A 15,930-nucleotide genomic window follows, 5' to 3' on the forward strand; every position below is an offset into this window, starting at 1 on the left:
TCATACGCACCACCTCCTTTGCGGTCAGTCATCGAAGTCTTCATGGAGAACATTCTTCCGAACATCGTAGTCAATGCTCATATCCTCATAGCTTTGGGTGAAGTCAATATTGTTCGCCAGATTGATAAGACAGCTCATCAGATAACTCATGGGGTTATGGATACCCATTGTTTTCTTCATCACGTTATAGCCTCTGTCCAGGCAAGCCCTGTTCACTCTCAGCAGAGAGTCCTGGACCTCCTGAGCAGAATAAACTATGTCATCAATGACTCGCCCTCGCCGTGATACAGCCGTCCTCACCATATGGCTGACGATCTGATCCAGCCCGCTGACGGTCATAGTGTCACTTCCGAAAAGCTCTATCCACTCGACATACTCGTCGTATTCGATATTCTCCTTGATGATATTTTTTATCTTTTCTTTGTCTGTGATATATCCATCCATCAATCTTGGGGCAGAGTTTTCAACAAAGCGTTCTGCTTTTGTGCCTGAAAAAGCCGATTGATTGATAGATCCTTCATCACACAGTATTTTATTTTCTTTATTTTGTTCTTTAGTATTATATTGGGGGCGATTTTCTGTCGGTAGAACTTCAAGCGGTAGATCATCAAGATATAGGTTTTCTACCCCTTGTTTTTCACCCTCTTGCGGAGCTGAAAAATCAGCGGTTTTCAACATCTCTGTTGAAAGTTCCGCACCCGATACCTTTGCTTTTGCTTCTGCCTTGACCTTTTCTCTGTGCTTGTCCGCTTCGTCCTCGCTTATGGGGTTTTCAAAGAAGTCATAGACGTACTCAATGCCCTTGCTTGCCGTCATATTGGCATACAGCTTGGTGACTACCAGATAGCCTATGTTCTTCAACTCTTTGAGTGCAGAGTCGATAGCTGTCTTGCCCTCTTTGCAGATGAACACAAGCCCTGCAACGGAGTAATCCCAATCATCTGGAAAGGAAAGAACTCTCAGGAGCAGACCGAGGGATTTCAGGCTGATCTCCTTAGAACGGAGAAGCAGACTGCTTACTATGGTAAAGTTGTCGGTCTTATTGACACGACATCGCTTTGACTTGTTGGAGGGCATATTGCCCTCAGCCATAACAGTGCAGGAAAGTGTCTTGTCCTTCTCCGAACTTTCATAGAAGTCATAGACATAATGTATCCTGCCGTCCTCAGTTTCGTTCGGGTAGAGCTTTGATATTTTGAGATAGCCCCACTCCTGCAAGTCTTTCAGGACGGTCTCAATAGCCGTTTCTCCCTCTTTACAGATAGAAGAAAGCCCCTTGATCGAGTAGTCCCATTCTTCGGGAAGTCCCATTACACGGCCCAGCAGACCGACAGAAGCCAAGCTGAGGTTTGATGACCGCAGGAACGAATTACTCAGCAGAGTAAAGTTTTTCGATTTATGTACACGGCAGACCGATGATGATATGGTCTTGCTCTTTTTTATTTTCTTGCCCATTTGTATCACCCTGTCAGTTATCTCAGCTTCATGTTCGGTATACGCAGCTTGTTCACTGCATAGGTGTTTCCGTGAATGATGATAACGTACTTTTCGTCTTTAAGCTCCGTCAGAGCATTTCTGACCGTTGACGGCTCGTCCTTCGGAAAGAAAGAACACATCTCCTCAAACGTGCGGTAGTCCCTCTCGGGAACATTGAGCATATTGTCGAGGATCGCATAAGCCGGCAGGGTGAGTACACCGTGGTCGTTCGGAATAATTCGCATAGGAATTGGCATAAGAAAATCACTCCCAAATACTTTATAAATTAACAGAAAGTTAAGAAGTTCTGAACCATCATTATTCCAAATTCACTTGACACTAAAGATTAACAAATGATATAATGCTAATATAAACACGATCGTTGCGTCTTTCACTCTCTTTTGGCGTTCATTTCATTAAAAAGAGAGTTGGTGCTTAAGGGATAATTAAGTCTTGAAATAAAAAAAACGCCCCTCAATCCGAGGAGCGTTAAAGCATATTCAGTTTTTAGGCATAAAAATAGCGTATAGCGCTCCGTAATTACAATTACTAAGCCTATACGCTATATTTGGTATTTATTCTTTTAACAACAACTTTCTTTCTACCAAGTTTTCGTTTCTACCATCTTTCTACCATCTTTTCAGCCTGAAAATAGTAAAATGCAGTTTTTTCTACCACTTTTCTACCAAATCGACCGTATTTTTGATTTTTTCGATTTTGGCTTGATTACGGTCGAAAGGGAAGTAATGGTCATAAAATGCTCGAAATTTCGTCGTTTTCGAGGGCATAAACTGCCGTGAATTGCCTTGAACTGCCACGAATTGCCGAGTTGACTGAAAAACTTAAAATCCCTCGAACCAAAAGTTCGTACCGGTTCAAGCCCGGTCAGCGGCATTTGCAGGCACTCGTTCGGGTGTCTGCTTTTTTTGTTGGCATAATATATATATCCTGAGTTTGTTTTTTGTATGAATTGCCGCAGTTTTATTTCTGTATTAAAAAATGATATCTGTGTAAAAATCTCGTCTGCACTTGACATCAGCCGACAAATATTGTATAATAATTTATTAGGTACAGAAAAATCTGCACACCCGTATAACCGCCGCGTTAAAGGGCTGACTCGGCTGTTTCGGGATATTTTGTTTTAAATAAGGAGAGATCATAATGCAGCTTAACGGTTCTGATGTTATCGTTGAATGCCTTCTGGAACAGGGGGTAGATACAATTTTCGGTTATCCGGGCGGCGCGGTGCTTAATATCTATGACGCGCTCTATAAATATTCTGATAAGATAAGACATGTCATCACCGCTCACGAGCAGGCAGCATGCCATGCAGCTGACGGCTATTCCCGCAGCACAGGCAGAACAGGTGTCGTTCTGGCGACTTCGGGTCCCGGTGCTACAAACCTCGTTACAGGTATCGCCACCGCTTATATGGATAGTGTTCCGCTGATCGCCATTACAGGCAATGTCACAAGAAATCTGCTTGGTCTGGACTCGTTCCAGGAGGTAGATATCTGCGGGATCACCATGCCTGTCACAAAGCATAACTATATCGTCAAAGACCCCGCAAAACTCCCCGAAATAATCAGAGAGGCTTTCCGCATCGCCAACGAGGGCAGAAAAGGTCCCGTACTGATAGATATACCGAAAGATATCACTGCGGCGATGATCGAGTACGAAAAGCAGGAACCGCTGAAGTCTGAATACCATGACCCCGATACGACCGAAGCTGAGATAGCTGAGGCGGCAGAACTTATCAAAAATTGCGAAAGACCGTTCATTTATGCAGGCGGCGGCGTTGTTGCGGCTGATGCTGTAGATGAGATGAAAGAACTTGTCAGAAAGTGCAACGCTCCTGTCGCTCTTTCGCTGATGGGTCAGTGCGCTTACGATAATTCGGCAGAAAACTACATCGGCATGCTGGGCATGCACGGCACAAAAGCTGCTGCAAAGGCAGTCAGCAATTGCGACCTGATGATAGTTCTCGGCTCGCGTTTCTCTGACAGAGTGCTCTGTAACCCTAATACATTCGCAAAAAATGCACATATAATCCACATCGAGATCGACCCCGCCGAGATCGGCAAGAATATCTCTGTTTATCACCACGTTACAGGTGATGTCAAGCATGCTATCGCAAGGCTGAATGAACTTCTGCCCGATATGCAGCACCCTGAGTGGTATAACGAAGTTATGGGCTGGAAGCGTGACTATGAAGTCCACATGCAGCCTATCGAGCGCGAAGACGAAGTCCTGCCCGATCAGGTCATAGCTGAACTTGACAGGCTCACCGATGGCAAGGCTATCATCTCCACAGAAGTTGGTCAGCACCAGATGTGGGCTGCACAGTACTATAACTTCAAGTGCCCCAGAAGTTTTGCATCAAGCGGCGGACTGGGCACGATGGGCTATGGTCTGGGGGCGGCGATGGGCTGTAAAGTCGGCAACCCTGACAGAACAGTTGTGAACATTGCAGGTGACGGCAGCTTCTTCATGAACTGCAATGAACTTTCAAGCCTTGCAAAGCACAAACTGCCTGTTATCGAGCTGGTGTTCGAGAATGATGTTCTCGGCATGGTGCGCCAGTGGCAGCGCTTGTTCTACGGCAAGCGTTTCAGCCAGACAAATATCGAGCGCGGCACTGACTTCATGAAACTCGCAGAAGCATTCGGTATCGAAGGCGTTCGCATCACCAAAAAGGACGAGATAACCGATGGTCTGAAAAAAGCCCTTGAATACGCGGCAGCAGGCAGACCTGTACTGGTAGATGTTGTCATCAATAAAGATGTTAACGTGCTGCCGATGGTCCCCGCAGGTGCAGATGTAAGCCAGCCTATCATGGAGATCGATCTGGAAAACTGATAAATTACAGCATAAAACGGCGTTCCCCGAAAGAGCGCCGTTTATTTTTGTCTGAATTTTAAGGCGGATCGCTATAGGATCAAGCACAAAAAAACGGACTGCATAGATAATGCAGTCCGCTTTTATTATTTGCGTATCTTTCTGATATTCTCAGCAGTACCCATGACCAGCAGCCTTTCATCAGATGTGAAACGGTGGTCGATGGTCGCCATTTTGAAGTCATTGTCCTGCTTTACGGCAAGCACGTTTATGTGATATTTCTGGCGCACGTTTGACTCGATAAGGTTCTTGCCTACCCAACTCTCAGGCACGCCTATCTCGTATATAGCATACTTGTCGTTCAGGTTGAAGTAGTCGAACACACCCTCAGAACCGAAACGCACCGCAAAGCGTTCAGCAGTTTCCTTTTCGGCGTAAATGACTTCGTCTGCGCCGTTTCGCAGCAGGAATTTCTTGTGAATATCTCTGTTCGCGCGGGCAAAAACGTAGTTCGCGCCCAACTCGTGCATCAGGCATGTAGTTTCCAGCGAAGCCTGAAAATTGTCGCCTATCGCACAAATGCAGACATCAAAATTGTTGATGCCCAGCTCTTTGAGGAACTGCTCGTCGGTAGCATCACCGATTCGTGCATCAGTGACATATTTCAGCGCCGAATTGACCCTGTCCTCACTTATGTCGATAGCCAGCACCTCATTGTCCATCGCTGTCAGCGACTTAGCCATGTGCTTGCCGAATCGTCCCATACCAACTATCAAAAATGATCTCGCCATTTTTATTTCTTCTTTAGTCCAATTATTTACTCTGATATATCACAGCATTATCTTCTCTTCAGGCAGCTGGCTCTTGTTCGATGCGTAATTGTTGTGCAGCGAAACTATGAACGATATGCCGCCTATTCTTCCGAAGAACATTATAACTATCACAATGAATATCGAAAGGTCAGACAGGGAAGTGGTTATACCCATCGAAAGTCCTGTCGAACTTATGGCGCTGACCAGTTCAAAGACCACAGGTGTCAGTTCAAGACCGTCAACGCCTGTGATTATCATGGCAGAAACTATCACCAGTGTCAGATAAAGTGTGGTGATGCAGCAAGCGTTGCGCACAGTAGTGTCGTCAACGCGCCGCCCAAAGAATTCAACGCTCTTCTTTTTACGGAATACTGTCGAAATCGTCATCATCATTACTGCAAAGGTAGTTACCTTGATACCGCAGGCAGTTGATCCCGGAGAACCGCCGATGAACATGAAGCATATCAGCAGCATTATCGAAGTCTGACGCAGCCCTGCAACATTCACCGAAGCAAAGCCCGCATCACGCCCCGAAGTCACCAGCATCGACGACGCGACTATCTTGCCGCCAACGCCCATGTCCTTCATGGTTTCGGGATTTCTCCATTCCAGCAGACCCATGTCAAGCATGCCCAGCAGGTAGAAAAGCACAGTGACCACCAGTATTATCTTGGTCTGTGCCGAGTATTTCTTCACATGCTGCTTGTGTGTCACAATATCGCTCCATGTGAAAAAGCCGATGCCGCCGATTATCAGCAGTGCGATTATCGGCAGGTTCAGCAGAACACTGTCATTAGCGGTTATAAGTGAACTTCCCGGCTCGAAATAGCCCATCAGATCCATTCCCGCAGTACAGAATGCAGATATCGAGTGGAACAGCGCAAAGTAAATGCCCATGCCCCAGCCCATTCGTGGTACGAACCAGAAACACAGCAGGACTGTGCCGATGCTCTCGAAAAGCGCAGTGCCTTTGAGTATAAAGCGAGTCATTTTGACAACGCCGCCGCTGGAAACACTGCCTATCGACTCACGCATGGTGGCGCGCTGCTTAAGACCTATCTTCTTTCCCATGAAACTCAGCGCGAAAAGCCCGATGCTCATGAAACCGATGCCGCCTATCTGTATTATTATAAGTATGATTATCTGCCCGAAAAGCGACCAATAGCTGTATGTGTCATACAGAGTAAGACCTGTACCGCTCAGTGCGGAAGTCGTGGTGAAAACACAGTGATGCAGCGGAGTATAGTGCCGCTCCGAACAGCTTATGGGCAGGCAGAGGATCACCGCACCTACCAGTATCACTACAGAATAACCGAACATCAGAAATTGTGTGAAGGACATCTTTTTAAGGATGCTGTGCTCGATAAAGCGCGGGATAGCACCTTCGTCCCCGTCTTTTGGTTTAAAAATACCCATGTTATCTTTCCTTACATTTTGTCTTTTTGCCCACAGAAGGGCAGTATATAACTTATATATTCTAACATATATTTATGGATAGACTATTACCTTTAATGAATATTCCATTAACAATACTGATAGGTGTAAAACAGCATATCTCAGCATTTCCGCTGAATATCGTAAAAATGATTTCTGCTTTTTAACATAATTAAAAATAAAAATTTATTGTATAAGACTTGTAATCAATCTAATAGTGTGATATAATAAAAACTGGTAAATATTAAGTTTTTGGTGATTATTTACACTTTGATGCTGTTTAAACGTATGTCAGTGTCAGTGCGTGTGAATTATTGCAGCATAGTCCGTGATTATCGGAAGAGGGTGACGGTGTGAAAAGACTTGTAGCGGCGGTGCTTTGCCTGAATATCACTGCGGGGCTGACAGGATGTCAGCAGCCACAAAAGAAACCTGCCGTTGAACCTGCACCGCCTTTCAAGGCAGTCGGTGATACTGTTTCCGGCAGGAAGGATATCTACCTTATAGTCAAAAATCTGGGGAGCAGTTATTGGCAGGTCATTATAGACGGTGCAGAAGATGCCGCAGAGGAATTCGGCTGCAATATGTATTACAGCGGCAGCAACGCCGAATCTGACTGGAGATCGCAGGAAAGACTGCTGGACGAAGCTGTTGAAGCAGGTGCCGATGCTGTGCTTTTAGCCCCGAATGATGCCGTTGAACTTGCACCAAAGATAGATGAGGTACATGACGCTGGTGTAAAAGTCGTGCTTATCGATACAACGGCAAACACCGAGAATTATGATATATGCTATATGACCGATAACCTGATGGCGGGTCAGCTGGCGGCAAAAGAGATGCTCAAACAGCTGAAAAACAGCGGCAACAGTCTTGCCGACCCGCTTAAGGTCGGCATTCAGGTGGGCGCGCAGACTTCACTTAGCATAAACGAACGTCTTGCAGGCTTTTTGCAGTACTGGACAAGAAATGCCCCCGTAGACTGGGTAATTGTTCCTGATATCAAGTGTAATGACGGTGACTACGAAAAAGCCGTCACCTGTGCCGCAGAACTTTTTGACGAAGAACCTGATATCAAGGGCGTTTTCGGAACCAATAACGGTTCGGGCAAGGGCTTTGCCAAAGAGATAAAAAAGCGTGGTCTGAACGATGTAGTGCTGGTCAGCTTTGACTATTCGCAAGAAGTCGCTGAACTTATACAGAGCGATGAATACACCGCTTCTACCATACTTCAAAGGCAGTATCACATGGTACACACAGGTGTCGAAACGGCACTTTCGCTGACCGCAGGCAAGCATTTCAATGAAAAATTCGTTGATACAGGTGTAGTGGTAGTCAACAGGAACAATATGCAGACAGCCGAGATACAGGAGATACTTAGCCATAGCTGAAAATGTCTGCATTTCTGACAGGGAATTGATATATATGAAAGAGAAAAACAGTGCTGAACAACTTCAGCAGGGCGGTTCTTTCTTCAGGCTGATGATGATCTATCTGATCGTGTGCAGTATAGGCTTCACGGTCATGATGATATGTGTCAACAAGCTGATGAAAGAGCATGATAAAACGCTTACAACGCAGATCTGCGACCTTGTTGCTGAGAAGATGAACAATTCAATAAGCTATATGACCTCTTCGGCTGAAAATATGGCAGCAATGCTCACCGCTCAGGAACTTAAGGATTTCGACAACGTTTACGGTCAGACACGCTTCCTCAAAGGTGAAGCCTATATAAGCATGGGTTTTGTCGATATGCAGAAGCGGATCTATGCCTCTGACAGCGAACTTGAAGAGTTTGAAAAGTGGGATCTGCTGGAGATATCAAAGCAGGCAGACCCTGTTTCGATATCTCCGCCTTACCGTTCTGGTCTGACGGGTCAGCCGGTGTTCACGTTATTTGCAAACATCACCTACGGCGGCAATAAAAAAGGCAAGCTGTTTATGACTTATCCCCTTAAAGAGATACAGAACATCGCCTACACTGAAACTCTTGCCGATGAAACAGAGATATGGCTGATGAATGCCGAAAGCGATAACCTGATACAGTGTGCAGGCAAAGATAAGTACGCTGTCGGCAGTTGGGCTAACGCCGGACTTACTTTTGAAAAGAACATAAATGAAAGCGACCGCGATGATTACCTCGACTGGAAGCAAAAAATGTCAGACGGCGAAGACGGCGCGGCACTTGTCTATAAAAGCGGTCAGACAGGTTATACGCAGGTCTTTGCGGATATCCCGTCTATGCACGGCTGGAAGCTGGTCGTAAGGATACCCAGCAGTGCCATGTCATCGGCAATGATGAAGTTCCGTACCATTGTAATAGTTTTCACCACTCTGCTGCTGCTGGCGACATTTATAATGTTCGTCATGAGCCATAAGCGCGATGAAGCCGACAAGGAGATACTGGAAAATCTCTCCATTCATGACCCTCTCACTGAGGTCATGAACCGCCGCGCGTTCGATATGGCAGCCCAGACACAGCTGGCACATATCGGCAGAGATGACGGCGTGATGATATTCATAGATATCGACTACTTCAAGACTGTGAATGATAAGTACGGTCATGATGCGGGCGATAAGGTACTGAAAGAATTTGCGGCGCTGTTAAAAGATGTCTTCGGTGAAAACAGCCTGATAGCCCGCTACGGCGGTGACGAATTCCTTGTTTTCCAAAAAGGCGCGGACAGAGCGGAAGCAGAAGAAAAAATGGTCGAACTCAACAGACGGGCGCACGATATACGACCTGCTAACTGCCCCGAAGATGACCACTACCATGTCAGCTGCAGCTGCGGCGGTGCTGTTTGTCCCGAAAATTCCCGCGATTTTGAGGAACTTAAGTCACTCGCTGACTCCGCCCTCTACGATGTCAAAGAACGCGGCAGAGATGGTCACGGCTGGTACGCGAAAGGAAGCGGCAAGTAATGTACAATGTTATCCTGAGAGAAATGACCAAATATGATATCGAGAAATGTACGCAGATAGGATTCAGCGCTTTTGGCACATCAGCAGTGATGCAGTCATTGTATCACTATGAAAGCTATTTCAAAGGCTTTATCGAAAGCCGCGAACGCTATGCTTTCTGTATTGAAACAAACGGTAAAACAGCAGGTTTTATGACTGTGCAGGAAATACCGTCACTGATGGGCGGCATCACCATTTATATCGATGATATCGCCGTTGAGAAGAAATGCCAGAGGAAAGGTATAGGCACTGCTGCGATAAAGCAGCTGTTTGCAATGTTTCCCGATGAAAACGTAAATTTCATGCTTAAGACAATGCCCGATATCCCCGCGTATAAGTTGTACGACAGGCTGGGTTTTATGGATATGAACATGTCTGTTATGGAAAAGTCACTGATAACCCAGTACATAAAAAAACTCAGAATGGAAAACGAGTCGCTAAAAAAAGAACTCGAAGAAACGTAATTACACCATATAAGCAAAACAACGCGGCGTACTCCTGAAGTGCGCCGTTTTTCTTGTATCTGATTGACATGATGATAAGATGATGGTATAATATTAACTATAGCGATCTGCCTTAAATTCAGATTAGATCACTATCCCATGAGAGGAGTGCATTATGGAAAACAAAGTTAAATTTGATGCCGCAGTGACTACGCGGATAAACTTCGCGATGCAGCAGAATTATGTGCCTGTGTTCAGAAGTATCATCGTGACTGATATTACGGACTCTCCGCTGAAAAATGTTTTTCTGCGTATAGCTTTTGAACCCGAATTTGCGCAGGAATATGAGAGCGCCGCTGTTGACCTGTCACCAAATACTCCCGCAGAATTCTCACCTGTTGAGATAATACTTCGCCCCGACTACCTGTTCGGACTTACCGAAAAAATGGCAGGCTATGTCAGGATAGAAGCGATACAGCGAACCGCTGATGGTGAAACAGTAGTCGGCAGAGAACTGAAAAATTTAGAACTGCTCGCCTACGACCAGTGGACGGGTATCAGCTTCATGCCTGAAACAGCCGCCGCGTTCATAACACCGAACCACCCCGCAGTTCAGGGGGTGCTGGCAAACGCGAGCCTATACCTGCAAAAATGGTGCGGTGACCCCGCATTTACAGGCTATCAGACGCGCAACCCTAACGTTGTCAAACAGCAGATGGGTGCTATCTATGCCGCACTCCAGCAGGAGAATATCGCGTATACCGTCCCACCCGCAAGCTATGAGGAAGCTCAGCGTATACGACTGCCCGATGTGGTTATGGAAGGTAAATGCGGTACCTGCCTTGACCTTGCAGTGCTGTACTGTTCCTGCCTTGAAGCCGCAGGTCTGCACAGCCTGCTGACCGTCACCAACACTCATGCGATGGCTGGGGCATGGCTCGAAGAAGATACTTTTTCGGACAGCTTGCAGTATGACCGCACCGCCCTCACTAAGCGTATGGCAAGCGGCGTTGACGAGATAAGCATCATCGAATGTACCGACTTCACCGCCGGCAGATCGGTGGATTTTGACACGGCAGAATCCCATGCCGCAGACAAACTGTCCAAAGCAGAGGACTTCTGCTTTGCCGTTGATGTTGCACGCACCCGCACAGGCGGGATTCGTCCAATACCCGCAAGGGTCAGCGAAAACGGCGTATTCACCGCTGTTGACTACGGTGTACGCGACAAAAAAGAAATCACCTCTGCGCCGGGCGAGATAGCTTTTGGTGAAATTGAAACAAACGCCGCCCCGCGTGAGGTCACTAAACAAATGGTCTGGGAGAGAAAACTGCTGGATCTCAGCCTGCGCAACAGCCTGTTGAATTTCCGCCCGAATGCTTCAAATGTACAGCTGATGGTGGATAGTCTTGCTGCGCTCGAAGACAGGATAGCCGCAGACGAGAGTTTCAAGATAATGCCTATACCAAACGACATGACCCTTGAAGTTTCTGACAGCAAGATCTACGAAACCGAAAATCAGCGCGAACTGATCGCTGATATCGCCGCTAAAGAGTTTGATTCAAAGCGCCTGCGTACATTCTTAAAAGAGAGTGACCTCGAAAAGACAATGAAAAAACTCCACCGTCTTGCAAAGGTCAGCATCGAAGAAAACGGCGTGAATACTATATATCTGGCGCTGGGATTTCTGCGCTGGTACGAAACCGACCGCAGTGAAAAGCCGCGCTATGCACCGCTCGTACTTGTGCCTGTTGACATTACCCGCCGCGTACAGGATAAGAGTTTCTCTATACGTGTTCGCGATGAAGATACACAGGTTAATATTACCTTACTGGAAATGCTCAGGCAGTTCTTTGGCATCGATATTCAGGGGCTTGACCCCGTCCCCGAAGATGAGAGCGGTGTGGATATCCCGCTGATATTCAGCTATATACGCAAGGGCGTGATGTCAAAGTCAAGGTGGGATATCGAAGAGTACGCATTCATTGGTCAGTTCAGTTTTAACAGGTTCATAATGTGGAACGATATCCGCAACCGCGCCGATGAACTTGCGCAGAACAAGGTCGTAGCCAGCCTTATCTCCGGCAAGACAGAGTGGGAGGGCAGCGATATCACAGCATCGCCCATCGAACTTGACAACATTTCACCGTCAGATCTTGCAGTACCCGTTGCGGCAGACTCTTCACAGCTTGCGGCTGTGGTAGCTTCCGGCGAGGGGCAGAGTTTCGTACTTCACGGACCGCCCGGAACAGGTAAGTCCCAGACCATCACCAATATGATCGCAAATGCTCTGTATCACGGTCGTTCGGTGCTTTTTGTGGCAGAAAAGATGGCGGCACTCTCGGTGGTAGAGAAGCGCCTTGATAAGATAGGGCTCGGACCTTTCTGTATCGAACTGCATTCAAATAAAGCCCAGAAACGCGCCGTTCTAGACCAGCTTAACGAAACGCTGAATGTCGGCAGGATAAAAAAGCCCGCCGAGTATCAGGCTCAGGCAGAAAAACTCAAAGCCCTCAGGCAAGAACTGAACGGCACTATGGAGGAGATACACAAAGTCCGCAATTATGGCATTTCAATGTATGATGCCGCTGTCCGTTACGAACAGAAACGCGCTTTTGACGGAATGATCGATTTTACCGACACTCAGGTCAACTCCATGAACGCTGACAGCTTCCGTCAGTGGCGCGAACTCACCGAAAGCCTCGCGAACATCGGCGGGCAGTTTGGTGATGTCAGCAGTACCGCACTGAAATTCCTGAAACTGACCGAATGTGGTTTATCTACAGCTGACGAACTGCATGCAAAACTCACTGAATTATCCGTCAAGGCTGAAAACTTGTCACACAATGAAGTCGCAATAGCGTCTGTTATAGGAGGCGAAAAGCTGACATTTTCACAGCTTTCAAACCTTAGCGAGATACTTTTCCATTCTTCGGACGAAGGCTTTTTCCTGCCTGCTGTAATCAGAGGGAACGCCGATGCTGAAATGTCAAGGATTTCTGCTTTGCAGGCTCTTGGATCAGTTGAAAAACTGCAAAACAGCAAACGCGAACTCAGTGAAGTCTTTACCGACAGCGTTTTCAGCTATGATGCGACCAAAGCACAGACCGAATGGAAAACCGTCAACAGCAAGTGGTTCATACCTAAGTTTTTTGGCGCAAAACGACTTGTGGGCGAACTTTCAGCCCATGCCAAAAATGCTTCTTCAATCACCAAAGAGAACATATCCGATTGGTACGACAAACTGACTGCCTGTGCTTCACTCAAAACACAGGTAGATAACGGTAAAACTGCCGCAGAACAGTTCTTTGGTGCTCTCTGGTCAGGTGAGAGCACAGATGCTAAAATCGTTCGCGCATCGCTCAATAAATCTGACAAGGTAAAAGACTTGATAACGTCTTCTGCGCTTGCTGATACCCAAAAATCGTCACTTTTAATAAAGATGGCATCAAGCGGCAGTGGAGCCGAAATGTCCGAAATCGCCAAGAAGATGAACACCTCAGAGTTCTCAAAAGCTGTCGGAGAACTGGAGCAAGTATATAAACTTGACACAGCTTCGTTTACCGATGGCACCCTCGAAGAGATACGCGGCAACATTGCAGGACTGACTGCCGAACTTCCGCGACTGAAAGACTGGGCTGTTATCATGAGTTTCTGTGATAAACTGGAAAAAGCCGGCGCTTCCAACATAGCTGAAGCCTATCTGAACGGAAAAGCTGACAGCAATTCTTTGGTTTCTGCCTTTGAATGCGGCATCAGCAAAGCGGAAGTCAATGCCGCCATGCGAACAAGCAAGGCGCTTTCGGGCTTCACGGGCACTCTGTTTGAGGACACCGTCCGCCGCCTGAATGATGCGCACGAGAATTTCAAAAAGCTGACTATACAGGAACTTGCAGCTGAACTTTCTGCCAAGATACCCGCTCCCGGTGAGGGTGCTAAAAGCAGCGAACTCGGCATTCTACAGCGTGCTATCAAGAGCGGCGGGCGAATGATGAGCATACGAAAGCTGTTTGACAGCATTCCCAACCTGCTGCGCCGCATGTGCCCTGTAATGCTCATGTCGCCTATCTCGGTGGCGCAGTATATCGACCCCGCCTACCCGAAATTCGACCTCGTCATCTTTGATGAAGCCTCCCAGCTGCCGACCTGTGAAGCAGTCGGCGCTATTGCACGCGGCGAAAATGTCATAGTTGTGGGTGACCCTAAGCAGATGCCGCCGACCAGCTTTTTCTCCACCAATCAGGTCGATGAAGAGAACTACGATAAGGAAGACCTCGAAAGCGTCCTTGACGACTGCCTTGCGCTGTCTATGCCCCAGAAACATCTGCTCTGGCACTACCGTTCGCGCCATGAGAGCCTTATAGCTTACTCAAATTCCAAGTATTACGAGAATAAGCTGTATACATTCCCCTCTCCCGATGACCAGATAAGCGAGGTCAGCTGGGTGCATGTCGAAGGCTTCTACGACAAGGGAAGTACCAAGACTAACCGCGCCGAAGCAGAAGCAGTGGTGGAGGAGATATGCCGCCGCCTGCGTGACCCTCAGCTGCGCAGGCACTCGATCGGCGTAGTCACATTCAGCCTGCCGCAGCAAAACCTTGTTGACGATGTTCTGGCAGACGCTTTCCGCGCCGAACCTCAGCTTGAAGTCTGGGCTAATGAGATGTACGAGCCGATACTTATCAAAAATCTGGAAAATGTTCAGGGCGATGAGCGTGATGTAATCTTCTTCTCTATCGGATACGGACCCGATAAAGAGGGCAAAGTCAGCATGAATTTCGGTCCTCTCAACCGCGACGGCGGCTGGCGCAGACTTAACGTTGCCATATCCCGCGCGAGGGAGAAAATGGTGGTCTACTCAGTCATCACCCCCGAAATGATAGACCTCAGCAGAACCCGTTCCGAAGGCGTTGACGGTTTGAAAGGCTTCCTCGAATTTGCTGCTAAAGGCAGAACGGCACTGCCTGTACGCGCAGGCAGCGGCACTGTAGGAGATGGTTTTGAGCGCCTTGTGGCTGACGAACTTGAAAAGCGCGGCTATACCGTCAAGTGCAGCGTGGGCTGTTCCGATCATAAGGTAGATGTGGCTGTTGCTGACCCCGATGATATCAACACCTACATACTTGGAGTAAATTGCTGTGGACGCCGCTATTTTGAGAACGGCACTGCCTACGACCGTACTATATCCCAGCCTGCTGTGCTGAAAGGTCTTGGTTGGAACGTTACCAGCGTTTACCTGCTTGACTGGCTGGCTGATAAAGAACGCTGTGTTCAGAATATCATAGCTGAGATAGACAAGGCTATAGCATCGAAAAACGCCCCCGCTCCTGTTGAGGAAGAACCTCCGAAAAAGCCCGAACCTCTTGAATTTGAGCGTGAGGAACAGTCTGCGCTTGCTGATGAGTGTGAGGAATATGTACCTTTTATCCCGAAAACTCAGGGCACGCCCGAACAGTTCACCGAAGCGAATGCAGACAATATAGCCGCATGTATTGAAAGCATTCTCACCGCAGAAGCCCCCATCAGCAGGGAAGTTCTGCAAAAGCGCGTCCTTTCGGCGTGGGGCATTTCAAGGCAGACAAATGCTGCAAAAGCGGCTTTTGAGAAAGCACTTTCCGCAGTACCGCATAAGTCCACCGCATCGGGCGAGAACGAGTTTATCTGGCTGACCTCGCAGGAACCCTCTGCTTACGATAAATGCCGCGCAAGATGCACTGCCGAGTCCCGCCGCGATATCAAGGATATCCCGCCTGAAGAACTTGGCAGCGGCATAATCCTCATACTTTCACGGCAGATCGCACTTCAGCGCGATGACCTGCTGCGTGAAACAGCGCACCTGTTTGGCTTTACCCGCGTCACTCCCGCTGTGGAGAACGCTGTATCGCTTGGTATTCGTTCCGCAAAACAACGCGGCAAACTCACTTTTGCCGAAGATGGCAAAGTGTCATACGTAGAATAATGATACGCTT

Annotated in this window: 9 protein-coding genes; 5 read left to right on the forward strand and 4 right to left on the reverse strand. The window is 47.6% G+C overall.

What is annotated here, in order from left to right; genetic code table 11:
* Positions 1 to 24 precede the first annotated feature (24 nt).
* Positions 25 to 1,455: a hypothetical protein gene (locus tag CUS_RS09190; RefSeq protein ID WP_002849941.1), complete on the reverse strand. Its 1,431-nt coding sequence runs from the start codon at positions 1,453 to 1,455 to the stop codon at positions 25 to 27.
* A gap of 17 nt (positions 1,456 to 1,472) precedes the next feature.
* Entirely contained in the window at positions 1,473 to 1,733 is a 261-nt protein-coding gene (locus CUS_RS09195) for a hypothetical protein (RefSeq protein WP_227945464.1), read from the reverse strand.
* A 904-nt stretch (positions 1,734 to 2,637) separates the two neighbouring features.
* On the opposite strand from CUS_RS09195, the gene ilvB reads away from it, so the two are divergent.
* Positions 2,638 to 4,335 (forward strand): biosynthetic-type acetolactate synthase large subunit, encoded by a 1,698-nt coding sequence (ilvB, locus tag CUS_RS09200; RefSeq protein WP_002850023.1) that lies wholly within the window; start codon positions 2,638 to 2,640, stop codon positions 4,333 to 4,335.
* Positions 4,336 to 4,460: 125 nt separating this feature from the next.
* On the opposite strand, the gene CUS_RS09205 is transcribed toward ilvB, so the two are convergent.
* On the reverse strand, positions 4,461 to 5,105 hold the full coding sequence (locus CUS_RS09205) for a potassium channel family protein (protein ID WP_002850028.1): 645 nt from the start codon (positions 5,103 to 5,105) through the stop codon (positions 4,461 to 4,463).
* Positions 5,106 to 5,144: 39 nt separating this feature from the next.
* Complete coding sequence (locus tag CUS_RS09210) at positions 5,145 to 6,542, reverse strand: TrkH family potassium uptake protein (protein WP_002849889.1); 1,398 nt, start codon at positions 6,540 to 6,542, stop codon at positions 5,145 to 5,147.
* Between the two features lie 371 nt (positions 6,543 to 6,913).
* Between CUS_RS09210 and CUS_RS09215 the strand changes: the two genes are divergently transcribed.
* The 4 genes from CUS_RS09215 (at position 6,914) to CUS_RS09230 (ending at position 15,920) form a co-directional block, all read left to right on the forward strand.
* Positions 6,914 to 7,948: an ABC transporter substrate-binding protein gene (locus tag CUS_RS09215; protein WP_002850040.1), complete on the forward strand. Its 1,035-nt coding sequence runs from the start codon at positions 6,914 to 6,916 to the stop codon at positions 7,946 to 7,948.
* Between the two features lie 34 nt (positions 7,949 to 7,982).
* Positions 7,983 to 9,479 carry a sensor domain-containing diguanylate cyclase gene (locus CUS_RS09220; protein ID WP_002850061.1) on the forward strand — a complete coding sequence of 499 codons (1,497 nt, stop codon included), beginning with the start codon at positions 7,983 to 7,985 and terminating at the stop codon, positions 9,477 to 9,479.
* Positions 9,479 to 9,982, forward strand: a complete 504-nt coding sequence (locus CUS_RS09225) for a GNAT family N-acetyltransferase (protein WP_002849972.1) — start codon at positions 9,479 to 9,481, stop codon at positions 9,980 to 9,982. The genes CUS_RS09220 and CUS_RS09225 overlap by 1 nt, the downstream gene beginning before the upstream one ends.
* A 154-nt stretch (positions 9,983 to 10,136) precedes the next feature.
* Positions 10,137 to 15,920, forward strand: a complete 5,784-nt coding sequence (locus CUS_RS09230) for a DUF3320 domain-containing protein (protein WP_002850071.1) — start codon at positions 10,137 to 10,139, stop codon at positions 15,918 to 15,920.
* The last annotated feature ends 10 nt before the right edge of the window (positions 15,921 to 15,930 follow it).

This window comes from Hominimerdicola alba 8, from assembly GCF_000178155.2.
Lineage (GTDB): Bacteria > Bacillota > Clostridia > Oscillospirales > Ruminococcaceae > Hominimerdicola > Hominimerdicola alba_C.

Coding starts and splice junctions, on each gene's coding strand:
- CUS_RS09190 (WP_002849941.1), bottom strand. CDS start 1,455: ATGGGCAAGAAAATAAAAAAGAGCAAGACCATATCATCATCGGTCTGC.
- CUS_RS09195 (WP_227945464.1), bottom strand. CDS start 1,733: ATGCCAATTCCTATGCGAATTATTCCGAACGACCACGGTGTACTCACC.
- ilvB (WP_002850023.1), top strand. CDS start 2,638: ATGCAGCTTAACGGTTCTGATGTTATCGTTGAATGCCTTCTGGAACAG.
- CUS_RS09205 (WP_002850028.1), bottom strand. CDS start 5,105: ATGGCGAGATCATTTTTGATAGTTGGTATGGGACGATTCGGCAAGCAC.
- CUS_RS09210 (WP_002849889.1), bottom strand. CDS start 6,542: ATGGGTATTTTTAAACCAAAAGACGGGGACGAAGGTGCTATCCCGCGC.
- CUS_RS09220 (WP_002850061.1), top strand. CDS start 7,983: ATGAAAGAGAAAAACAGTGCTGAACAACTTCAGCAGGGCGGTTCTTTC.
- CUS_RS09225 (WP_002849972.1), top strand. CDS start 9,479: ATGTACAATGTTATCCTGAGAGAAATGACCAAATATGATATCGAGAAA.
- CUS_RS09230 (WP_002850071.1), top strand. CDS start 10,137: ATGGAAAACAAAGTTAAATTTGATGCCGCAGTGACTACGCGGATAAAC.